18 protein-coding genes and 1 riboswitch are annotated in these 22,756 nt (G+C 72.3%); of the genes, 10 read left to right on the forward strand and 8 right to left on the reverse strand.

Annotated features, from left to right (window positions below):
* Positions 1 to 824 precede the first annotated feature (824 nt).
* From D474_RS0107220 to D474_RS0107240, 5 genes are all read right to left on the reverse strand, one after another.
* Positions 825 to 2,552 carry a dipeptide ABC transporter ATP-binding protein gene (locus D474_RS0107220; RefSeq protein WP_017612909.1) on the reverse strand — a complete coding sequence of 576 codons (1,728 nt, stop codon included), beginning with the start codon at positions 2,550 to 2,552 and terminating at the stop codon, positions 825 to 827.
* On the reverse strand, positions 2,549 to 3,463 hold the full coding sequence (locus D474_RS0107225) for an ABC transporter permease (RefSeq protein ID WP_017612910.1): 915 nt from the start codon (positions 3,461 to 3,463) through the stop codon (positions 2,549 to 2,551). The genes D474_RS0107220 and D474_RS0107225 overlap by 4 nt, the downstream gene beginning before the upstream one ends.
* 7 nt (positions 3,464 to 3,470) lie before the next feature.
* Positions 3,471 to 4,418 carry an ABC transporter permease gene (locus tag D474_RS0107230; RefSeq protein ID WP_017612911.1) on the reverse strand — a complete coding sequence of 316 codons (948 nt, stop codon included), beginning with the start codon at positions 4,416 to 4,418 and terminating at the stop codon, positions 3,471 to 3,473.
* Complete coding sequence (locus D474_RS0107235; RefSeq protein WP_017612912.1) at positions 4,415 to 5,965, reverse strand: ABC transporter substrate-binding protein; 1,551 nt, start codon at positions 5,963 to 5,965, stop codon at positions 4,415 to 4,417. The genes D474_RS0107230 and D474_RS0107235 overlap by 4 nt, the downstream gene beginning before the upstream one ends.
* 164 nt (positions 5,966 to 6,129) lie before the next feature.
* Complete coding sequence (locus D474_RS0107240) at positions 6,130 to 8,298, reverse strand: primosomal protein N' (protein WP_017612913.1); 2,169 nt, start codon at positions 8,296 to 8,298, stop codon at positions 6,130 to 6,132.
* Positions 8,299 to 8,420: 122 nt separating this feature from the next.
* Here D474_RS0107240 and fmt point away from each other — a divergent pair, with 122 nt between their 5' ends.
* Together fmt and D474_RS0107250 are read left to right on the forward strand one after the other, a co-directional pair.
* Positions 8,421 to 9,356, forward strand: coding sequence for a methionyl-tRNA formyltransferase (gene fmt, locus D474_RS0107245; RefSeq protein WP_017612914.1), 936 nt, complete (start codon positions 8,421 to 8,423; stop codon positions 9,354 to 9,356).
* A 74-nt stretch (positions 9,357 to 9,430) separates the two neighbouring features.
* Positions 9,431 to 10,897 carry an RsmB/NOP family class I SAM-dependent RNA methyltransferase gene (locus D474_RS0107250; protein WP_026118255.1) on the forward strand — a complete coding sequence of 489 codons (1,467 nt, stop codon included), beginning with the start codon at positions 9,431 to 9,433 and terminating at the stop codon, positions 10,895 to 10,897.
* A 7-nt stretch (positions 10,898 to 10,904) separates the two neighbouring features.
* Here D474_RS0107250 and D474_RS0107255 read toward each other — a convergent pair whose 3' ends face one another.
* A complete protein-coding gene (locus tag D474_RS0107255) occupies positions 10,905 to 11,291 on the reverse strand; it encodes a hypothetical protein (RefSeq protein WP_017612916.1) in 387 nt (128 codons plus the stop codon).
* A 114-nt stretch (positions 11,292 to 11,405) separates the two neighbouring features.
* On the opposite strand from D474_RS0107255, the gene rpe reads away from it, so the two are divergent.
* From rpe to D474_RS0107295, 8 genes are all read left to right on the forward strand, one after another.
* On the forward strand, positions 11,406 to 12,077 hold the full coding sequence (gene rpe / locus D474_RS0107260; RefSeq protein WP_017612917.1) for a ribulose-phosphate 3-epimerase: 672 nt from the start codon (positions 11,406 to 11,408) through the stop codon (positions 12,075 to 12,077).
* 308 nt (positions 12,078 to 12,385) lie between these two features.
* Positions 12,386 to 13,216 (forward strand): phosphatase PAP2 family protein, encoded by an 831-nt coding sequence (locus tag D474_RS27910; protein WP_017612918.1) that lies wholly within the window; start codon positions 12,386 to 12,388, stop codon positions 13,214 to 13,216.
* A gap of 71 nt (positions 13,217 to 13,287) precedes the next feature.
* A riboswitch (FMN riboswitch) is annotated at positions 13,288 to 13,418 on the forward strand.
* Between the two features lie 111 nt (positions 13,419 to 13,529).
* A complete protein-coding gene (locus D474_RS0107270; RefSeq protein WP_017612919.1) occupies positions 13,530 to 14,162 on the forward strand; it encodes a riboflavin synthase in 633 nt (210 codons plus the stop codon).
* 85 nt (positions 14,163 to 14,247) lie between these two features.
* On the forward strand, positions 14,248 to 15,537 hold the full coding sequence (locus tag D474_RS0107275; RefSeq protein WP_017612920.1) for a bifunctional 3,4-dihydroxy-2-butanone-4-phosphate synthase/GTP cyclohydrolase II: 1,290 nt from the start codon (positions 14,248 to 14,250) through the stop codon (positions 15,535 to 15,537).
* Between the two features lie 29 nt (positions 15,538 to 15,566).
* Positions 15,567 to 16,040, forward strand: a complete 474-nt coding sequence (ribH, locus tag D474_RS0107280; RefSeq protein WP_017612921.1) for a 6,7-dimethyl-8-ribityllumazine synthase — start codon at positions 15,567 to 15,569, stop codon at positions 16,038 to 16,040.
* 60 nt (positions 16,041 to 16,100) lie between these two features.
* Positions 16,101 to 16,562, forward strand: a complete 462-nt coding sequence (locus D474_RS0107285; RefSeq protein ID WP_017612922.1) for a PH domain-containing protein — start codon at positions 16,101 to 16,103, stop codon at positions 16,560 to 16,562.
* 125 nt (positions 16,563 to 16,687) lie between these two features.
* Positions 16,688 to 17,872, forward strand: coding sequence for an XdhC family protein (locus tag D474_RS0107290; protein WP_017612923.1), 1,185 nt, complete (start codon positions 16,688 to 16,690; stop codon positions 17,870 to 17,872).
* Positions 17,873 to 18,024: 152 nt separating this feature from the next.
* A complete protein-coding gene (locus D474_RS0107295; RefSeq protein ID WP_017612924.1) occupies positions 18,025 to 18,597 on the forward strand; it encodes a nucleotidyltransferase family protein in 573 nt (190 codons plus the stop codon).
* A gap of 206 nt (positions 18,598 to 18,803) precedes the next feature.
* Here D474_RS0107295 and D474_RS0107300 read toward each other — a convergent pair whose 3' ends face one another.
* On the reverse strand, positions 18,804 to 19,730 hold the full coding sequence (locus D474_RS0107300) for an aldose 1-epimerase family protein (protein WP_017612925.1): 927 nt from the start codon (positions 19,728 to 19,730) through the stop codon (positions 18,804 to 18,806).
* A 111-nt stretch (positions 19,731 to 19,841) separates the two neighbouring features.
* Positions 19,842 to 22,622: a protein kinase domain-containing protein gene (locus D474_RS0107305; protein ID WP_026118256.1), complete on the reverse strand. Its 2,781-nt coding sequence runs from the start codon at positions 22,620 to 22,622 to the stop codon at positions 19,842 to 19,844.
* Positions 22,623 to 22,756: the final 134 nt, after the last annotated feature.

Raw genomic sequence — 22,756 nt, forward strand, 5'->3', positions numbered from 1 at the left:
CAAAGGCCACACTACCCTTACCCATTACGGACTCGGAACCCTCGACGGGTCCGAATTACGGGCGTCCTGTTCATCGCAGGAAATGGTCTTGTGGATAACTCCACGGCGATGGTTTTGCGGGGTATTCTGGAACGGGATAAAGTGCGGCCACGTCCCACTCGCCCCGGTGGGAGAATCTCCAGAACGGTGGGGGCCACCCCGGCTCAGGTCAGGTCCCGGTCGGCAGCGGGGCCCGGAGGCCGTCCACACGCCTGCCACCCCTGGCCTCAATGCTCTACCGGGAGTGCCCGGGGCCCGCCGTTGCTGTCGCAGGAGCGAGTCGCCGTCCGCACGCCGTAAGCGTTGGTCGCAATGGGGCCACTACAGGGGGTCTGCTTTTGGACCCCACACTTTTTCGGTTGCGGGGCGGGCCGGAGGGTGTTCGTCGGCGAGAGCGGTCCAGCCCGGGAAAGGGGCGGACCGCACACCCCGAGGCGCCGTGCTCAGCCCGGCAGGACGCCGCCACACCCCCACCCAGACCAACGAACTGGGGTGGCGCCGACGCGGGTTGCGGGAGGCCCCGGCCGGGCTACGCTCGACCCGACGACGAACACCCTCCGGCCCGCCCCCGGATCTCGGGCGGCTCCGGCTCCGGCTCCGGCTCCGGCTCCGGCTGCGGCGCAGGTTCCACACGTCCCTGCCCGACGCTACGAATCAGCCACCGGAACGGGGCACGAGGGGACCCACCCTGACCAGGGGGTCGCTCCTACGAACCACGGGCCCGGAGGCAACCCACACCCTGCCCCCCGGGCCCGTGGCAAGATGCCCAGGAGCACCCGCTCCCGTCACCGTCCCTCGCCCTCTTTGCTGGCCAGGATCCGGTCGAGGTCGGGTGTGGCCTCGTGCAGCGCACGCGTGTATTCGTCCTCCGGGGCGTCGTGGATCAGGGCGGCGGTGCCCGACTCCACAACGCGGCCGCCGTGCATCACCACGATCCGGTCGCACAAGTGGCGGACCACGCCCAGATCGTGCGAGACCATCACCAGTGTCAGCCCGCGTTCCTCGACGAGCCGGTTGAGCAGGGCGAGGACCTGCTCCTGGACGCTCACGTCGAGGGCGCTGACCGGTTCGTCGGCGATGAGCACGTCCGGGTCCGTGATCAGCGCCCGCGCGATGGAGATGCGCTGGCGTTGTCCGCCGGAGAACTGGTGGGGAGGGCGCGCGGCCGCCTCCGGTTCCAGGCCAACGGCGCGCAGTGACTCGGCCACCAGTTCGTACCGTTGGCCGCGCGTGCGGGTGTCCCGGCGCCCGATCAGAGGCTCCTCGACGATCTCCCGCACCGACATGCGCGGGTCCAGAGAACCCATCGGGTCCTGGAACACCGTCTGGAGCCGTTCCCGGAGCGGGCGCAACGCCCGGCGCGTGGGACGGGCGAGGTCGACGCCGCAGACCCGCGCGGTTCCGGAGGTGGGGCGGTCGAGGCCGGACAAGATCTTGAGCAGGGTCGTCTTGCCGGAACCGGACTCACCCACGATCCCGAGGCGCTCGCCCCTGTACACGTCGAGGTCGATGCCGCGCAGGGCCCGCACGGTGCGCCGCCCGGAACGGTGGGTGCGGCAAAGGTCGCGTACGCGCACGACGGGGGCAGCGTCTGGATCCCGTGCGGGGACGCCCCGAGCCCCGGCCCGCGTGCTCGGAGCGTCCTCCGACGTGACCACGGTTTCCTCGCCCGCCCCGGGGCCGGTCCCCCCGGACGCAGGCTCCAGCCGTGACGCCCGCAGCAGCCGCTCGGTGTACGGGTGTTGCGGTGTCGTGAGCACGTCCGGCACAGGGCCTGACTCCACCACCCGGCCGTCCTGCATGACCAGCACCCGGTCACAGGCCTCGGCGACCACGGCCAGGTCGTGCGAGACGAACAGCAGGCCTGTGCCGCGACTGCGCACGGCCTCGTCCAGCAGGTCGAGCACCTGGCGCTGCACCGTCACGTCCAGAGCGGTGGTCGGCTCGTCACAGATCAGCAGGTCCGGGTCGTTGGCGAAGGCCATCGCGATCATCACCCGCTGGCGCTGGCCCCCGGAGAGCTGGTACGGGTAGGCCTTGAGAATCTGCTCGGGGTCGGACAGGTGGACCGACTCCAACAGCTCGAGCACACGCGTACGGACCGCCCGGCGGCCGGTCAGGGTCCGGTGCTGCGTGAGAACCTCGCCTACCTGCTTGCCCACGTGCATCAGGGGGTTCAGGGCGGTCATGGGCTCCTGGAAGACCATCGAGATCCGCCGCCCGCGCAGCCCGCACAGCTCGCGTTCGGGTGCGGCGAGCAGGTCGTCGGAGGCGCCGCGCAGGGAGATGCTGCCCCCGTGCTCCAGTTCCTCGGGCAGCAGTCCGATGAGGGAGAGCGCGGTCAGCGACTTGCCCGACCCGGACTCGCCGATGAGGCCCACACGTTCGCCGGTGCCGATGGTCAGGTCGAGCGGGTGCACCAGCGGCGTGGGGCCGGAGTCCACACGCAGGCCTGAGACCTGCACCAGGGCGTCCGCTGCCGTGCCGGCCTCCGGGGACTCGGCTGGGGTCATCGGCGTCCTCTCGTTCGCGGGTCGAGCACGTCCCGGAGGCCGTCGCCCAGAAGGTTGAACCCGAGCACCGCCAGCGCGATGGCCAGGCCGGGCCACACGGCCAGGTGGGGTGCGACCGCCAGGTGGTCCTGCGCGCTCTGCAGCATGCGCCCCCAGGACGGTTCCGGCGGCGGGGTGCCCAGCCCCAGGAAGCTCAGCGCGGCCTCCGCCAGGATCGCCAACGCGAAGGTCACCGACGCCTGGACCACCACCAGACCGACGATGTTGGGCAGCACGTGCCGGCGCGCGATCCGGGCCTCGGGCTGCGCGGCCACACGCGCGGCCAGGACGAAGTCGGACGACATCACCTGGAGGGTTCCGGCCCGCGCCACACGGGCGAACCCGGGCACCGAGGCCAGCCCGATGGCGGCCATCGCCGACCACGTGCTCGCGCCCATGATCGCGCTCGCCATGATCGCCAGCAGCAGGGCAGGGAAGGCCAGGACGACGTCGGAGCCCCGCATGACGAGCTCCTCGGTCCAGCCCCGGCGCATTCCGGCGAGCACGCCCAGGGGCGTACCGATGAGAACGGCGATCGCGACGGCCACGCAACCCACCGCCAGGGTGACCTGCGCTCCGGCCATGAGGATCGAGGCGACGTCGCGCCCGTAGCGGTCGGTTCCCAGTGGGTGCTGCGGCGTGGGTCCGCTCAGCCGCTGCTCCGGTACGGCCTGCAGGGGATCGTGGGGCGTCCAGACCAGGGACACGAGCGCGACCGCCACGACGGCCGCGACGATCAGCAGGCCGATCAGGCCGGTCGCGGGCAGCGAACGCAGCGGGCCGTGGCGCCTGCGCACGGTTGCGGTTTCTGCTGCATCCACGTGTTCGGGGCCGGTGGGAGAGCCCTGAGTCCCGGTGTCCGCCTCGCTCATGGTCTCCTCACGTTCGGACCGCGGTTCGCGGGTCGAGGATCAGGTACAGCAGGTCCACCACGAAGTTCACGGTCAGGGTGATCATCGCCAGCAGCATCACGACCGACTGCACGGTCAGAAGGTCACGGGTGGTGACCGCCTCGATCAGCTCCGAGCCGATACCGGGGATCACGAAGACCTGCTCGATGACCACGGCCCCCACGACCAGGGTCGTCAGCTGGATCCCGGTGACCGTCAGCACGGGCAGCGCTGCATTGCGCAGGCCGTGCCGCACCAGCGCCTGGAAGCGGGAGAGTCCCTTGGCCCGCGCGGTACGCATCCAGTCCTGGCCCATGATCTCCAGGACCGACGTGCGTACGTAACGGGTCATGACGGCCGCCTGCACTGCCGCCAGCGCCGTCACCGGAAGGATCAGGTGCGAGAGGAACTGGAGCGGGTCGTAGGCCGGGGGCATCCAGCTGTTGGCCGGCAGCCACCCAAGCCCCAGGGCGAAGGCGGCCACCAGCAGCATGCCCGCGAGGAAATTGGGGACGGCGACCCCGACCTGGCTCAGGGCGCTGACGGCGATCCCGTCGGCGCGCCGGTGCCGCACGGCCGCCCAGGACCCCAGCGGGACCGCGACCGCCACCGCCAGGACCATCGCCGACACCACGAGGATCAGGCTCACGGTCAGCCGGTCCAGCACGACGGGGCTGATGTCCTCGCCGGTGACGAAGGAGACGCCGAAGTCGCCCAGCGGGATCCCCGAGATCCAGTCCCAGTACTGCACCGCGAGCGGCCGGTCGAGGCCGAACTCCGCGCGTGTCTGTTCCAGCGCCCTTTCCGTGGCCCCGGTACCGAGCGCGACCTCGGCCGGGTCTCCGGGCAGGACGCGCATGAACGCGAAGACGAGCACCGACGTGGCGGCGAGGGTGAGCACGAACCGCAGCGCCCGACCTCCGACGGCCCTGATCATGCGGGGCCCTCCTGTTTTCCGACCCCGGCCAGGAGCAGCTCGTCGGTGGGGCGGTCGGCGGGCAGGCCGTGCAGCTCGCGGTGGCGCACCACGATGTTCGGGAAAATGAAGAGCGTGTCCGACGCGGCCCGGTCGACGATGCGTTCCACGGCGGCCCGCACGAGGTCCTCCTGCCGTCCGGGCGCCTCGCGGTCGGCCCTGGCCAGGAGCTCGCGGGTCTCCTCGTCGTCGAAACCCAGGTAGTAGTCGGGATTGCCGAAAAGCACCGGGAGGTCCCGCGCTTCCGCGTGCACGATGACGCTCATCTGGTAGTCGTGCCGCCCGAAGACCTCGTCGAGCCACAGTGCCGGGAACTCCACCGACCGGATCTCCGCGGTGATGCCCACCTCGCGCAGCTGGGAGACGACGATCTCGCTGATCTGCTGCGCGTATGGGCGCGTGGGCACCTTGAACGTGACGTGCAGTTCGTCGTGTCCGGCCTCGCGCAGCAGCCGCCGCGCCTCGGCCGGGTCGTGCGGGTAGCGGGAGGACTCCACGAACCACGGGTCGGTGGGCGGTGCGGGCGCACCGCCGGTGTCGACGCCGAACCCGCCCCACGCGGTGTCGATGACGGCCCGGCGGTCGACGGCGTACATCACCGCCTGCCTGACACGCACGTCGTCGAACGGGGCGGCCCGGTTGTTGAGGGCGAGCAGGATCTGGCCGCTGGTGTCGCCGGTCTCGACCACCAGGCGCTCGTCCTCCTCCAGGACCTCGGTGAGTTCCGGCGACTGCATGTCGTAGACCGCGTCGACCTCACCCGCCTGCAGGGCGTTGGTGCCGGCGGGGGGGTCGCCGAAGTACTGGATCGCCACCGAGCTCGACGCCGGGGGGTCGCCCCAGTACGCCTCGTTCGCGACCAGACGCAGGGATCGGCCCTGCGACCAGCGCTCCACCGTGAACGGGCCCGTGCCGACCGGGGTGGTCGCGAGGTCTGCGACACCGCCCTGCGTCATCATCGCGCCGATCAGGGTGCCCATGGACCACAGCCACTGGTTGCTCGGCTCCGACAGCTCGACGCGCAGCGTGTGGGTGTCCTCGGCTGTGGCCGACGCGACCACGTCCATGCCGGCGGACAACCCGTTGGTCCACTCGTCGGACTGCACACGCTCGATGCTGAAGACCGCGCTGTGGGCGTCGAACGGGGTCCCGTCGGAGAAGACGACCCCGCGGCGGAGCGCGAAGGTGTACACGCGAAGGTCGTCGGAGACCGTCCAGTCCTCGGCGAGCAGGGGAACCACTTCGCCTGAACCGTCGATGCGCACCAGGCCCTCGTAGACGTTGCCCATGAGCACCAGAGGGATGGCGACGCCGTCGTTGCGAGTGAAGTCGAGGCTGGTCGGCGCACCCGTGAGCGCCAGGACCACCTCGTCGGACGCGCTCTCCTCCGGATCGGCGACGGCGGTCCGGCCCGCGTGACAGGAGGCCAGCAAGGGGGCCCCGAGGCCGGCGAACAGGAGGCTGCGCCGGGACACACCTGAGGCCGGGGCGTGGCGCACTGCGGGCATGGCCCCTCCAGAACCGTCGTGTTGGCGTGGGCGGGACGCGGGTGTGCCTGCCGGGAGGTGCTCGGTCGTCCGGACCGGCGGCCCCGTGCGACGAATCGGCACCCGGACCCACGAACGTATTGTGGCCCAGGTCGGGGACGCCCGACTCCATCGGGGGCAGAGAGTCAGACCACGTGCAGCGGGTCCACCCTGACCTGAGCCAGGTGCTCGTCACCGCGGGCGCTGCGGGCCGCTGCGGCGACTTTGAGGGCGTGGGTGAGCGCGCCGATCCGGTTCCGGGGAACCCGCAAGAGGGCGCGTTCCCGCGTCTGTGCGTCGCCCGAACCGTCCGGACCGGGGATGTCGACCGGGACCGGGCCCAGGAGGTCGGCCTCCTCCGGAAACTCCACCTGGTCCAGCATTTCGCGCACGTGCGCGGGACCACCGGTGACCGAGGCCATGGACACCGCGGGCGGGAAACCCAGCTCTCGGCGCTCGGCCAGCTCCCGCTCGGCGTACCCGCCCGGGTCCCAGCGCACGAGGGACTGCACGACGGGCATGCCGGCGTCGGCCGAGACCACGACGGTGCCCTCGGGACGCACCAGGGCCGAGGCGTTGAACCACCGGCGCAGGGCCTCCTCCGACGCGCGCAGGTCCATGCGGTTCAGCAGCGCCCACCCGTCGAGCAGGACCGCTGCTGCGTAGCCGTTCTCGGCCTCGGGTTCGGCGCCCGGGGTGGCCACCACGATCGAGGGGCGGTCGCGGACGCTGGTGAGCACCTCTTCCCGGCCGGACGTGCGCACAGACAGAGACGGGAACGCGCGGCCGAGCTCCTCGGCGGTGCGGCGCGCGCCCACGACCACGGCGCGCATGCGCGTGCCCGAGCACTCCGGGCAGGACCAGCCGCCCGACACCCGTCCGCACCACCCGCACGAGGGCATGGCGTGCGAGCCGCGCACCGCCAGCGGGCCCCGGCATCGGTCGCACCGGGCCGGCTCCCGGCAACTCGCGCACGCCAGGGTGTTGAGGTACCCGCGGCGCGGAACCTGGAAGAGGACCGGGCCCGTGCGCGCCGCTTCCCGTGCGGTGCGCAGCGCCAGGCTCGGCATGCGCGCCGAGCGGGCGGCCTCGTCCCGGGCCAGTTCCCGGTCGTCGCCGGCGGCCTTGATCACGGGCGCGCGCCGCCGCAGCGTGGCGCGGTCGGCGGCCAAGGGGTGTGCCCACCCCGCTTCCACCAGCATCTGTGCGTCGGTGGTGCGCGTGAACCCGCCGATGAGCGCCCCCGCGCCCTCCCGGTGCGCGCGCATCGACAGGACGGTGCGCGCGTGCGGGTAAGGAGCGTGCTGGTCGGCGTGCACGTCGTCCCCGTCGTCCCAGAGCACCACCAGGCCCAGGTCGGACACGGGCGCGAAGACGGCTCCGCGTGTGCCCACGACCACGCGCACCTGTCCGCGCAGCACCTTCAGCCAGCGCCGGTAGCGCTCGGCCGGGCCCAGCTCCGAGGTGAGGGCCACGTGCCGGTCGTCCCCGAGCTCTTCGGAGAGCGCGGTGTCCACCGACGCGACGTCCTTGGCGTCGGGCACGACGACGACCGTTCCGCGGCCGGAGGCGTCGGAGGCGCGGGCGGCCACCGCGATCGCGCGCGCCCAGTCGGGTCCCGGCAGGGCGTTCCACACAGCACGCGCGGCACGGCCCTCACGCAGGGCCTGCAGGAACGAGGGCCCCTCGGGATAATCCGTCCACGGTCCGACCTCCAAGGGTGGTTCCTCCTCGGCGGAGTGCGGGGCCGCGGACCCGGTTGCCCCCGCGTCCTCCCGGGACTCCCCGGAGGCCGCGGCTCCCGTGTCCGCCGCGTGCCCGTCCTCCGGGGGCGGATCGCTCTCGGAGGCCTCCTTCTCCACACGTCCGTGGCGCGGGGGGACCGCCAGGCGCAGCACGTCGTTGAGCGTGCCGGCGTAGCGGTCGGCCACCGCGCGCGCCAGATCGAGTATCTGCGGGGTGAGCACCGGCTCGGGGGAGACCACCGAGTCCAGGTAGGCCAACTGCCCGGCGAACTCCGAGCGCTCGACCCGCTCCAGCAGGAACCCGTCCAGCTTCCGGTGGTTGAAGTGCACTCGCACGCGGCACCCGGGCACGGCCTTCTCGTCCAGGTTCTCGGGCACGCGGTAGTCGAAGGCCCGGTCCAGGTGCGGCAAGGGAGTGTCCACGATCACCCGGGCGACCGGGAGGTGTTCGGCCGGGCGCTTGGCCTTGGGCCGCTTGCCCGTACGCGCCTTCGCCTGGGCCGCGGGTGTGCTCGCGGGCTCCGGGAGGTCGAAGAGGGCCTCGGCGGGCGGGTCCGGGTGCGCTGTCATATCACCTCCGGTCTATCAGAAGGGACCGACGTTCCACGGCCTCCGAGGAGGGCACGGCCCCCGGCAACGCTGGTAGAACTGGACACCGACAGACGCAGGACGCGGGGGAGGGGACACCACAGATGAAGCTCGTCTTTGCCGGGACACCCGAGGTGGCCGTGCCGTCGCTGCGGGCGCTCCTGGACTCCGGACACGAGGTCGCCGCCGTCGTCACCCGCCCCGACGCGCGGTCCGGCCGCGGCCGCAAGTTCTCCCCGAGCCCTGTCGCCGAGGTCGCCGAGGCCGAGGGCATCGAGGTGCTCAAGCCGGCCAAGGCCAAGGACCCCGAGTTCCTGGGACGTCTCGCGGAGATCGCCCCGGACTGCTGCCCCGTGGTGGCCTACGGCGCCCTCCTGCCCCAGCCCGTGCTCGACGTCCCCAGGCACGGGTGGGTCAACCTGCACTTCTCCCTGCTCCCCGCCTGGCGCGGCGCTGCCCCTGTCCAGCACGCGCTGCTGCACGGTGACGACGTCACCGGCGCCTCGACCTTCCGTATCGTTCAGGAACTCGATGCCGGCCCGGTCTTCGGGACCCTCGCCGAGACCGTCCGGCCCACCGACACCAGCGGTGAGCTCCTGGAGCGCCTCTCGGTCTCCGGCGCCGAACTCCTCGTGCAGACCCTCGACGGAATCGAGGCCGGCGTGCTCGAGGCCGTGCCCCAGCCCGAGTCCGACGTCTCCTACGCCGCCAAGCTCACGCCCCTGGACGCCGAACTCGACTTCACCGCCCCCGCCCGGCGTGTGGACCGCGTCGCCCGCGCCTGCACCCCGGCCCCCGGTGCATGGACCACGTTCCGCGGTACCCGTCTCAAGACCGGCCCCGTGCGCCCGATCACCGACGCCGACACCCCGGCGCTCGAACCCGGCGAACTCCACGTGGAGAAGCAGCGTGTGCTCGCCGGAACCAGTACCCACCCGGTCGAGCTCGGCCAGGTCCAGCCCCAGGGCAAGAAGGCCATGGCCGCGGTCGACTGGGCGCGTGGTGTGCGTCCCACCGAAGACGACCGCCTGGGCCGCTGAGCTGCCGTAGGCTCGATCCTTGCGGCGCCCGGCCGCGCGACACGTCCCCTGAATTCGTTGAGGCAGAACACACGTTGAGCGAGCAGCCCCGTAACCGGAACCGCCGCCCCTGCAAGGGGAAGAAGCCTGCACAGGGCGGCGCCCAGAACGGTTCCGGGCCGCCCCGGCCCCGCGACCCCGCCCGCCGGGTGGCCTACGACGTGTTGCGCGCCGTGGACCGGCGCGACGCCTATGCCAACCTGCTGCTGCCCGCGCTGCTGAGCGAACGCGGGATCAGCGGACGCGACGCCGCGCTGGCCACCGAGCTCACCTACGGGACCCTTCGCCTCCAGGGCACCTACGACGCCGTACTGGAGAACTGCGTCGACCGCAGCCTCGCCTCGGTCGACGCCGAAGCGCTGCCCCTGCTGCGGCTGGGGGCCCACCAGCTGCTGTCAACGAAGATCCCCCCGCACGCCGCGGTCAGCGCCACCGTCAACCTCGCGCGCAAGGTCGTGGGGCAGCACCGTGCGCGGTTCGTCAACGCCGTGCTGCGCCGTGTCGGTGCGCGTGATCTGCAGGGGTGGATCGACGTCATCGCGCCCGACCGCGAGCGCGACCCGAGCGGGTACCTGTCGGTCGTGCACAGCCATCCGCGCTGGATCGTCAAGGAGCTCGCCCGGGCCCTCGGCGAGCGCGCCCCCTCCGGACTTCCGCAGACCGAACGCCTCCTGCGCGCGCACAACGAACGCCCCCGGGTCACGCTCGTGGCCAAGCCGGGCCGCTCCACCGTCGCCGACCTGGTGGCCTCGGGCGCTCAGGAGGGCACCTACTCGCCCTTCGCCGCCCACCTCAGAGAGGGCGACCCGGCGCTGATCCGCGAGGTGCGCCAGAACCGGGCGGCCGTCCAGGACGAGGCCAGCCAGCTGGTCGCCCTGGCGCTGTTCCGGGTCGAGGCCCACGGGCAGGACTCCACCTGGCTCGACATGTGCGCCGGCCCCGGCGGCAAGGCCGGACTGCTCGCCTCTCTGGCGGGGCGCCGCGATGCCCGCCTGCTGGCCTCCGAGGTCCAGCCCGCCCGCGCCGGGCTGGTCGCCACCGCCGTGCACCGTTCCCCGCGCGACGCCGGACGTGTGGTGGTTGCGGACGGCACCGCCCCCGCCTGGCGTCCGGGTGTGTTCGACCGGGTCCTGGTCGACGCCCCGTGCACCGGCCTGGGCGCGCTGCGACGCCGTCCCGAGTCGCGCTGGCGCCGCACGCCCGAGACGGCGAAGGAACTCGCGCCGCTCCAGCACGACCTGTTGGCCGGCGCCGTCGAGGCCGTGCGCCCCGGCGGGGTCGTGGCGTACGTGACGTGCTCGCCGCACCTGGAGGAGACCGACGCCGTGGTCCGCAGGGTGCTGGACGAACGCGGGGACCTCACCCTGTTGCGCGCCGCCGACCACCTGGACGAGGTGCCCGACCTGGCTGCCGGTCCGGACGGGATGTACGCGCAGTTCTGGCCGCACGTGCACGGCACCGACGCGATGTTCCTGGCCCTGCTGCGCCGCGACGAGGTGTGAGGGCCGTTCAGGCAGGTCCGGTGGGCACCACGACGCAGATCATGCAGGACCCGCCCGCCACCCGGAGCAGGTAGCGCCGGCCCTCGGCCATGACCTCGCTGCCGTCCGCGGCGCGGGCGGTCCGTCGCACGTCCACCCACACCAGGTGTTCGGTGAGTTCCTCGACCCCGCGCAGCTCCAACGCCAGCTCGGTCACGCCCCGCTCCTGGTATCGCCGCGCGGCCCCGGTCAGGGTCGCCTTCAGCTCACCCGGGGCGGACAGGCTCAGGTTCGCCTTCTCACCGACGACACAGACCGGATAGGTGTAACGCGCGGCGACCCCGTCGAGGTCGCCCGAGACCAGTTCGCGTCCGTAGGCGTCGAGGAAGTCCTGTAGTTCGTCCCGGTCGAGCAAGGCCGCCTCCTCCGCGTGGGCCCGGCGTGCGGCCGGGCGGGTCCGGTGTCGGGGCTCTGCCCGCACGGGTGGCCGCCCACACTCGACCGCGCAGCTCTCGCTAGACTCGCTGACGTGGCAATTCAGATCTCTCCCAGCATTCTCAGCGCCGATTTCGCGCACCTGGCCGACGAGGCCGCGGCGGTCTCCCCGAACGCCGATTGGCTGCACGTCGACGTGATGGACAACCATTTCGTCCCCAACCTCACGCTCGGCCTCCCGATCGTGGAGTCCCTGTACAAGGCGGCGGACACGCCCCTGGACTGCCACCTGATGATCGAGGACCCCGATTCGTGGGCACCCGGGTACGCGGAGGCGGGCGCGGGCAGCGTCACCATCCACGCCAAGGCCGCCAACGCCCCCGTGCGAACCCTGCGCGAGATCCGCAAGCAGGGCGCCCGCGCCGGCCTTGCGCTCAACCCCGCCGAACCGGTGGAGCCCTACGCCGACCTCGTGGGGGAGATGGACATGCTCCTGCTCATGACGGTCGAACCCGGCTTCGGCGGGCAGAAGTTCCTCGACGTGGTGCTGCCCAAGATCCGCCGGGCGCGCGAGCTCCTCGACAGCCGGGAGTCCTCGGTGTGGTTGCAGGTCGACGGTGGCGTCAGCGACGAGACCATCGAGCGTGCGGCCGAGGCCGGCGCCGATGTCTTCGTGGCGGGTTCGGCGGTCTACGGGGCCCAGGATCCGGCCGGCGCGATCGACTCCCTGCGGGAACAGGCGGTCAAGGCGAGCGCACACGGATAACGATCGCGGCGCGGCTGTCCTGTGGCACTGGTCACACAGACGCCGCGCCCTTAGGCTACCGCTCGGTAGTCGTTGATTTTCGCTTGGTCGCGGCTCCGTCTTCCCCTGCGCCGAGGCGCCCGGGGGAGCGGCGCGGCGTGAGCGCGTAGCCAGGCGCGGACCCGTGGAGTGCGGTGTGAACGCTTGGACAAACCGTCCCCTCGCCGTGGACGCGGTGTGGGGTGCCGAGGCCGACGCCATCCAGTGGCTGCAGAGACTGGGGGGGGGGNCCGCTCCTGGCCGTCACCGAACTGGGATCCCAGACCGTCGTGGTCGCGGTGCTCGCCCTGGTCTTCTGGAGCGTGCACGCCGGGATGGGCGCGCGCCTGTTCGTGCTGGTCATCGCCTCAGGCATGGTCAACGCGTTCCTCAAGACCCTGTTGTACGGATCGCGTCCCTACTGGCACTCGGGGCTGGTCGTCGGCCATGCCACGGAGCCCACCTTCGGGATGCCGTCCGGTCACGCGCAGGGTTCCACGGTGCTCTACGGTTACGTCGGCCTCAAGTCCGGCAGCCGCGCCTGGTTCTGGGGCGCGGTGTCCCTGATCGGCCTCATCTGTGTATCGCGGATCTACCTGGGTGTGCACTTCTTCAGCGACGTGGTCGTCGGCGTGCTCCTGGGTATGGCGATCCTGTGGGCGCTCGCCGTGCGCGGCCCCTGGAGCGCACCCGAGACCGACGTCATCGGACGGCTCCCCCAGGACCCGGTCGGCGACAGCCTCACCGGCCTCTTCCTCGTCGCGGGCGCGTTCTTCGGCGGTGTCGTCGGGTTGACCCTGCTCGCCGAGCGAGGTTGGTACAGCGCCCGCGGGACCCTGGTCCAGCGCGCGGCGCGGTTCGTGCTCGGGATCTCGGTCGTGCTCGTCGTGCAGGTCGTCGCCGACCTCTTCCTGCGTGAGCTCTCCGGCCTGGCCGAGGCGGTGCCCACCTACCTGCTCTACGCGGCGATCGCGTTCTGGGCGACCTTCGCGGCCCCGCGCATGTTCCTCGACGGCGGGCTCGCCCGGCGCCCCGAGCCCGAACCGGACGACGGGCCCAGGGCCGCTCCCGAGCCCGAGGCCGGCCCGGACGGCGACCCGGACCCCGACCACCGCCTGTGAATTCCCGCACCCCGGCTATGCGCCCTGGTTCCGTAAACGATAGGATTCGGTCCGAAGACACAATGTCGTTTACGCGTGCTCCGGGGTCGGTGAAAGTCCGAACCGGCGGTGACAGTCCGCGACCCGGCCGAAGCCATCGGCCGGTTGAACCGGTGGAATTCCGGTACCGACGGTGAGAGTCCGGATGGGAGGCAGCGCGCGTGGGCGGGTGTGACGCGCGCCGGACCCCGGTGACCCGTGAACACCCGTTCCTACGGTGGAAGACCCTTTCCACGTCCGCCCCGGAGCCCATCGAGGTGAAGGGAAGCCGGACGTGTTCACCGGAATCATCGAAGAAATCGGCGAGGTCCTGTCCATCGACCCCGCCGGCGCCTCGGGTGAGGCCGCCCTACTCACGGTGCGCGGCCCCCTCGCCTCCTCCGACGCCTCCCACGGCGACTCCATCGCGGTCAACGGCGTGTGCCTGACCGTGGTCGGCCTCGGCGACGGCACCTTCACCGCCGACGTCATGAAGGAGTCCCTGGAGCGCTCCTCCCTCGGCTCCCTCGCCCCCGGCTCCGCCGTCAACCTCGAGCGCGCCACCCGCGCCGACGCCCGGCTGGGCGGACACATCGTCCAGGGGCACGTCGACGGCACCGCCCGGCTGCTGTCCCGGAATCCCGGCGAGAAGTGGGACGTTCTACGTTTCGGACTGCCGCCGCAGCTCTCCCCGTACGTGGTCGAGAAGGGGTCGGTGGCCGTGGACGGCACCAGCCTCACCGTCTCCGCCGTCAGCGCACCCGGCGCAGACGAGGAGTACTTCGAGGTCAGCCTGATCCCCGCCACCCTTGAGGCCACCACCCTGGGCGCGGCCGAGGCCGGCACCGTCGTCAACCTCGAGGTCGACGTCGTGGCCAAGTACGTCGAGCGCATCACCGCCGTCTCCTCCGCCCGCGCGGGCGCCTGACCCACAGCTCACCGCGGGGACGGGCCACCGTGGCCGCCACCCCGCCATCCACCACCCACACACCACGGACCTTCAGGGAGCGGGCATGACCGTCACCGACACCACCCCGGCCGCCGCCGACTCCGAGCCGAACGTCGCCCTCGACCGCATCGAGGACGCCATCGCCGACTTCGCCGCGGGGCGGGCCATCGTGGTGGTCGACGACGAGGACCGGGAGAACGAGGGCGACATCATCTTCTCCGCGGAGCTGGCCACCCCCGAGCTGCTCGCGTTCATGATCCGCTACACCTCAGGGGTGGTGTGCGTACCGATGGAGGGCCAGGACCTCGACCGCCTCGACCTGCCGCTGATGACGGCCCGCAACGAGGAGAGCCTGCGCACCGCCTACACCGTCACCGTCGATGCCCGTGAGAACGTCACCACCGGGATCTCGGCCGCCGACCGCGCGCACACCATCAACCTCCTGGCCGGCGCCGGCAGCACCCCCTGCGACTTCGTGCGTCCGGGCCACATCCTCCCTCTGCGCGCCCGCGCCGGCGGTGTGCTGGCCCGCCGCGGCCACACCGAGGCCTCCGTCGACTTCGCGCGCCTGGCCGGGCTCCGTCCCGCCGGTGTGCTCGCCGAGGTCGTCAACGACGACGGAACCATGGCCCGCCTGCCCCGCCTGCGCGAGTTCGCCGACGAACACGGCCTCACCCTCGTCTCCGTCGAGCAGCTCGCCGCCCACCGCGAGGCCCTGGGGGAGCGGCTCACCGACGAGCAGGCCGACCCGTCCCTGGTCAGCCGCACCGTCGAGACGCGCATGCCCAACCAGCACGGGGAGTGGCGCGCGGTCGGCTACACGGGATCGGCCGACGGTGCCGAGCACGTGGCCCTGGTCATGGGCGAGATCGGCGACGGGACCGACGTCACCGTGCGCCTGCACTCCGAGTGCCTGACCGGTGACGCCTTCGGCTCCCACCGCTGCGACTGCGGCGCCCAGCTCGAGGCTGCCATGTCCGACATCGCCGCCCGCGGACGCGGTGCGGTCGTCTACCTCGGCGGTCACGAAGGCCGCGGTATCGGCCTGTTGCACAAACTGCGCGCCTACAGCCTCCAGGACGCCGGTGCCGACACCGTCGACGCCAACCTGCGACTGGGCCTGCCCGCCGACGCCCGAGAGTTCGGGGCCGGGGCCGAGATCCTCCAGGACCTCGGGATCGCTTCCGTGCGCCTGCTCAGCAACAACCCCGACAAGGCCGAGGCCCTCGAGCAGCACGGTGTGGCCGTGGGTGAGCGGGTGGCGATGCCCACCTTCGTCACCGACCACAACATCGCCTACTTGCGTACCAAGCGCGACCGCATGGGTCACGACCTGACCGGCGTCGCCCAGTAATTCCCGCCCCGCAACAAACAGGAGTCACCATGAGCGGTGAAGGACGCCCCGAGCACAAGATCGTCGATGCCTCCGGGCTTTCGGTGGGCATCGTGGCCACCAAGTGGAACGCACCGATCGTCGAACCCATGCTGGCCAACGCGCTGAGCGCGGTGAAGGACTCGGGCGCGGCCGAACCGGTCGTCGTGCACGTCGCCGGCGCAGTGGAGATGCCCGTGGTTGCGCAGGAACTGGCCCGCAAGCACGACGGCGTGATCGCACTGGGTGCGGTCATCCGCGGCGGGACCCCGCACTTCGACTACGTTTGCCAGTCGGTCACGCACGGCCTCACCGAGGTGGCCCTGCGCGAATCCACCCCCGTGGGTAACGGTGTCCTCACCTGTGACACCCTTGAACAGGCGCGGGACCGCGCCGGCCTCCCCGGCAGCGTGGAGGACAAGGGTGCGGAGGCCGCCGCGGCAGCGCTGGAGACCGCCGTCTCCCTCCGCGGTCTGCGCCGCTGAGCACACGGGGCCGGGGCCACAGGAGAAGGGGACGAGTCGGTGCGGTCGAAGGAAGAAGCGGTGGACGAGGCAGCGAGCACGCCCGAGGTGCCGCACATGTGGCGCCCGCGCACGGTGCGGATGGTCGCCTACGGGCTGGGACTGTTGATCGTGGCGACCTTCGCCGTGCTGGCCGTCATCCTGCCCATCGATTGGCGGCCCCTCGACCGCGTGATGCTGGTCGGGTTCGGCCTCGTCATCGCGGCCGGGCTGCACCTTCTGGGGCGGCCCCGGCTCATCGCCGAGGAGGACCGGGTCCTGGTCGTCAACGGGATCCGCACCCACGTGCTGTCGTGGCAGGAGATCCTCGACATCCAGATGCCCGAGGGCGAGCCCTGGCCGTGTGTGGACCTGTCCGACGGCACCAGCCTCCCGGTCATGGGGATCCAGAGCACCGACGGCGAGCCCGCGCGGCAGGCCGTGGCGGATTTCCGTGCGATGCTGCAGAGCCGTGGTGAGGGTGAAGAACCCGGTCTTTCGTAGACATCGACGAACATTCCGCACGGGGAGTCATCTGTTCTTGACGGAACAGTGACTCCCTTCGTGTCGCGTGGGCCACATAAATTGGTACCAGGAGCCACTTGACCTGATGTGGAATGAGGTGCCGCGTGCGCGACGTCCGTACGACCGTGTCCGAGCTCTATGCCTCGGGGGAGACGTTCGCGTTGGCCACGGTCATCGACACGTACAAGAGCGCGCCCAGAGGTCCCGGCGCGTCCATGGTGGTCAGCACCTCCGGTGAGGTGACCGGCAGTGTGTCGGGCGGATGCGTGGAAGGCGCCGTGTACGAGGAGGCGCTCGAGGCCGTGCGCACCGGGGTGCCCGTGCGCCGTACCTACGGGGTCAGCGACGAGGACGCCTTCAGCGTCGGCCTGACCTGCGGCGGGACGCTGCACATGTTCGTCGAGCCGCTGGACCGCGCCACCTTCCCGCAGCTCGGCTCGGTCCTGGGCGCCATCGACGAGCACCAGCCCGTCGCGGTGGCCACGGTCGTGTCCGACCCCTCCGAGGCCGACCGGGTGGGAAGGCGCCGCGTCGTCTGGCCCGGCCACGCCGAGGGAGACCTCGGGCCCGGCGGGGACCGGCTGGCCGACGCGCTCGACGACGACGTGCGCGGGATGCTCGCCCAGGGGACCACGGGCGTGCTGCGCTACGGTGCCGACGGCCAGCGCCGCGGGGACGAGCTGGAGGTGTTCGTGGCCTCCTACGCTCCCGCGCCGCGCATGCTGGTCTTCGGGGCGATCGACTTCGCGGCCGCCCTCGCGGACCTGGGTTCCTACCTCGGATACCGCGTGACCGTGTGCGACGCGCGTCCGGTCTTCGCGACCCCGCGGCGTTTTCCGACCGCCGAGGAGGTCGTCGTGAAGTGGCCGCACGTGTACCTCGACCAGATCGCCGACCAGGTCGACGAGCGCACGGTGGTGTGCGTGCTCACCCACGACCCCAAGTTCGACGTCCCCGTGCTCGAGGCGGCGCTGCGCACCCGGGCCGGCTACATCGGCGCCATGGGTTCGCGGCGCACGCACGAGGACCGGTTGGAGCGGCTGCGCGAGGCCGGCGTGGGCGAACGGGCACTGGCCCGGCTGCATTCGCCGATCGGCCTCGACCTGGGGGCACGGACGCCGGAGGAGACCGCCGTGTCCATCGCCGCAGAGCTGATCCAGACCCGGTGGGGAGGCAGCGGACGTGCGTTGAGGGAGACCGACGGGCCCATCCACCGGGACACCGACCCTTCCGAGGTGTTGCGGCCCGATTCGGTCGGCGCCCTGGACGGTCCGAAAACCGCTCGATGACGTCGTTGCTGGTGAGAGTGGTGCGCTGCGCTCCCGGCGTGAACACAGCGCACTACTCTGACGGAGCCGCCCCATGACCTGCCCACGCGTGGCATGATCGGCCCATGGGTACTGGGTACGCGCACGGCGGACAGCCCGGCGGGACGGGACAGGTGGCCGGACTGCTCCTGGCAGCCGGCTCGGGCAGTAGGTTGGGGTGGCCCAAGGCGTTGGTGGAGTTCGGGGGCGAACGCCTCGTCGACCGCGGCGTGCGGACCCTGCGTGAGGGCGGGTGCGACCCCGTCCTGGTGGTGCTGGGCGCCACCGAGACCGAGATCGACGGTGTGACCACCGTGCGCAACCCCGGCTGGAGTTCCGGGATGGGTTCGTCGGTGCGCGCCGGGCTCGACGCCCTGCCGCCGACCGTCGACGCCGTCCTCATCGCCCTCGCCGACCAGCCGCTCATCACCCCCGACGCGGTCCGGCGACTGCTGGACACCCGCGGGGAGGGCGCCCGCGCCGCCGTGGCCACCTACCGCGGCAACCAGCGCAACCCCGTGATGCTGGGGCGCGAGCACTGGTCGACCGTCTACGCGCTCGCCGTCGAGGACGTGGGCGCACGGCCGTTCCTGCGCACCTACTCGCACCTGGTCACGCCGGTGGAGTGCCAGGACGTCTCCCGGCCCGACGACATCGACACCCCCGAGGACCTCGAGCGCCTCACCGGCCTCCTCGAACAGACCTAGATGTGTTGTTCGGTGAGGTTGGTGACGCGGGCGGCGGGCACACAGGCCGAGGATCTTGCTACCAGAGCCAATATCAGCGCTGAACCCTGCTCTGGTAGCAAGATCCCCGCCCGACCTCACCGGACGGCCGCCCCAGGAGCACGACTCGTCGTTCGCGGTGGTCGCCCGCCCGGTCTGACCTGCGCACCCAGGCCCCGGGCCCGCGGTCAGGCCCGGGTCCCGAACCCGGCCGAGGTGATCCCGAACGTGTGCCGCGTGCGCTCGCCCGGCGCCAGCCGGATCAGCCCGGTGCTGCTGTTGAACGCGTCGGGCGGGCAGGTCATGGGCTCCACGGCCAGGTGGGCGCGCCGGTCACCGCCCTCCAAGGTGTCGGCGCTGAACAGCTGCAGCCACCCGAAACTGCGGTCGCACCACAGGCCCACGCTGTGGTCGGGCCCGGACAGCCACACCCACGCACGCCCGTCCCCGTCCCGTTCCAGCTCGGTGAAGGCCGTGTCGAGCACGGTTCCGCCCAGCGCACGCCCCGGCGGGCGCAGGTCGAACACACCGCCCTCGACCGGAACGGGGTCCCCGACCGGGAGCAGTCGGTCGTCGGCCGGCTGGTACGTGCGGGCCGGGACCAACAGGTGTGCCGCGTCCCGCGCCGCCAGGTCCCGCAGCGGTGTACCCAGGGTCAGGTACGGGTGGAACCCCAACCCGAACGGTGCGGTGTCCGTGCCAGTGTTGACGGCCTCGGTGGTGACGGTCAGCCCGCCCTCGTCCAGCCGGTAGCCGATCTCCAGGCGCAGCGGGAACGGATAACCCCCGCCGCCCCGCAGGTCCGTCCCCAGCCGGACCTCGTGCCCGACGACCGCGAGGGGCTCCCATGCCACGTCGTGCACCAGTCCGTGGAGGGCCGCCCCGGTCCCGGGCTCGGTGACCGCCAACCGGTACTCGTTCCCCTCGAATCGGTACCGCGCACCGCCGACGCGGTTGGGCCAGGGCGCCAGGACCTGTCCCTGGTACGCCTCCGGGCGCCGCTCGTAGGGCCACACCAGGTCCCGGCCCTCCCGCGTGAGCGAGCCCAGGGCCGCCCCGGTCGTGCGGACCGTCGCGCGGTGATCGCCGTGTCGGAGCTCGAGGACCTCGGGCACGTGGCTGCCTCCCAGGGGTCGGTTCGTCCGGCGCCCCGCCGAACCGGGCGATCATAGCCCAGACCGGGACGGCCCGGAACGCGGTCAGAGCACCTGGCCCGGCCCGGAGGCTCAGCCCAGGAGCCCGTCCAGGGGGATCAGCACACCGGAACCCAGCGCCACCAGCCCCGACGACAGCAGCACGACCAGCATGAGCGCCGAGCCCACGGCCGCCATCCGGTACGCCGCCAACCGGCTCCGCGCCTTGGCCGTGTACCGCCCGGCGACCCGCACCATCCACAGCAGCGCAAGCGACAGCGCCACCGGCAGCCACCACGCCGCACCGGCGCCACCGGGCAGCACCCCGGTGACCGCCCCGCTGATCTGCGCGAGCCACGAGACCAGCGCACTGTTGCTCAGATCCAGCAGCCCCGTGTACGCGTTGACGATCGGCTCGCTGTCGGGGAAGAAACCGTTGCCGGGGCGCAGGGCCCGCCCCAGGCCGTCCACCAGCCCCAGCACCGCGGCGGGGGTCGCGAACTTGCGGCACCGCCCTGCCGACTGCGCCCGTTCGATCTGGTGCATGGTGCGCTCGACCTGCCGCCCGGCCTTCTTCCGGCGCCGCTCCTCCCGCGCCAGCCGGCGGCGTTCCTTACCGCTCGTCGGCTCCTGCGTCGGATCCACGGTCGTGCCGTCGTTCCGCTCGGGCGCCGTCGCAGCCTCGGCCCGCCTCTGACGCGCCTCCGACAGCCCGTTCTTGGCACCGGCCCAGCGTTCGCGCGCCGACCCGGCCAGCGCCGCCCACCGGTCCTGGCGGCGTGCGCGGCCGTCGGCCCGTTCGCGTTCCTGTATCTGCGCGCCCACACGCACCGCCTCGGGCATCAGCAACAGCGATGCGACCACCGCGGCCCGAGTGGGGACGGGGTCCCCTGAATCCCGCAACGCCAGGCGCCGCTGCTCGGCCCACCACGGTGCGTGCGGCGCGGTGCTGCGCTGTGAGGGGTGCCAGGACTGCCGCCGCAACAGCGAACGGTGCCCGGACGCAACCTCCGGGTCGAGCACCAGCTCCACCGCGCGTGCCCAGGCCGTGTCGAACTCGTGCTGCTCCGGCCGCTGCGGAGCGTCCGTGCCCCCGCCGACGGCGTGGTCCACGGTCTCCCGCACCCGCCGCATGACGAGCGGAACCTGGTGCTGCACCTGCTCCAGCAGCGCGCACCTGCCCGAACCACCGGAACGGCACTCCGGGTGCGGGCACCAGTGCTGCGACCCCAGGCCCACCGCCCCGGACTCGACCGCCTCACGCACCACAGCGTGTCGGCTCGCGTCCCCCGAGGCCAGTGTCAGTAGCCCGTCCGCGCTGATCTCGTGCCCCCGGAACCGCGGCGGCATCCCGGGGACGTACCGTGCGGCCAGGGCGCTGATGGCCACGTGCGCGCTCTCGGGGTAGGTACTCAGCCCGGTCAGGTACGCCCGGTCGAAGGTGTAGTCGTTGACCTCGCGGTCCAGCCACGCGCGAAGTTCTTCCCAGTGGGTGCGCAGCCACATCGCCCCGGTCTCGGAGCGGTCGAGCAGGTCGAAGGCCAGGCTCGGCGGGTCCTCGTGGTTGGTCCCGGCGAAGGAGATCGGTCTCTGGCGCCGCACCGTCCGGATGTTCGGGCGCTCCCCGGACAGCCATGCGGCTACCTCGTCGTGCCCCCACCGCGCGGCCGGGGCGGGTGTGAGCAGCCCGCGTGCCACCAGCCGCCACCGCTCGTCGGTGATCGCGGAGATGTCGACCTCGGTGTTGCGCGCGGTCAGCCAGTTCCCGCCCCGTTCCGGCCGCCGTCCGGCGACCAGTTCGTGCGCCATGACCCCCAGGGACCACCAGGCGGCCGGAGCCTCCCGGCGGCCCTCGACGACCTCGGGTGCAGCGTAGTCCTCGGTGACGGCCACTCCGCCGTACACACGGCTCATGGTCGCGCGCACGGCCCCGCCGAAGTCGGTCAGGGCCAGCACCGGCGGGTCCATCGACCGTACGAGCAGATTCTCGGGCTTGACGTCGGTGTGGTTGTGCTGGAGCTCGTACTGCCAGTGGTGCAGGCACTCGGCCACGGCTGCCACTACCGCCCGGGCCTGTTCCTCCTGCAGGGGAGCCCGGTCGATGACCTCGCGCAGGGAACCCCGGTCGAAGTACTCCTGTGCCTCCCAGGCCAGGTCCTCGCCCCAGGAGCTGGTGGCGCTGCCGTACCCCTGGATCGCCGGGGTGTGGGGCGAGGAGGTCCCGCGGGCGCGCAGCCGGTCCAGCAGCTCCCGGTTGATGTCGTGGCCGGGCCGGTAGACCTTGAGCGCGAGCCGCCGCCCCGGTTCGTCGACCGGTTCGGCCAGGTAGACGACGGCCTCGCCGCCGGAACCGATCCGGTCGAGGATCTGGTACCGCTTGCGCAGTTCGGCGGGCACGGCGTAGTCGAGGTCGCTCGCGGGTCCCACGACCACGCGCGAGACCAGGTGGGCGAACCACGTGAGGAACGGGCCCAGCAGCTTCTGCCACCACCGGTGCTCGGGCCCGCCGCCGGGTCCGCCCCCCGACGGGCGCCGCGCGGGCGCCTGTGCTGTGCGGGGCGCATGGCCGGCCCCCGTGCCGGCACCCGGTAGGACACTGGTGCGGTCGGAACCGGGTGCGATCACGTCGGTGCGGTCGTCCCCGCCGCCCGGGGGCACGACGGTGGTCGCGTCCTCGTTCCCGCCCGGAGGGTTCTCGGTGCCGCCCGGAGGCACGACCGTGGTGGCCTCCTCGCCCCCGCCGCCCCTGGTACCGGGCCGGAACACACGTGTGACCCAGCGTGTGGCAGCGGTGCGCGCCGGGATCCGGGTCGTGGGAGGGCTCGGTCCGAAGCGCCGGGTCGGTGCGTTCTCGTCGGGGTCGGGCGTGCCCATGGAGGGTCGGTCCACCCTTCGCTTCGTGGTCGTGTCGGGTCCGGGGAAGAAGGGGGTGACGCCCACATTAGGCCGTCCCGTGCCGCCGTCGGTCTCCGCGGGCGGCGCCCGCGGACGCTGCCCTCACGGGCCCG

The sequence above is a fragment of the Nocardiopsis salina YIM 90010 genome (assembly GCF_000341025.1).
GTDB classification, from domain to species: domain Bacteria; phylum Actinomycetota; class Actinomycetes; order Streptosporangiales; family Streptosporangiaceae; genus Nocardiopsis; species Nocardiopsis salina.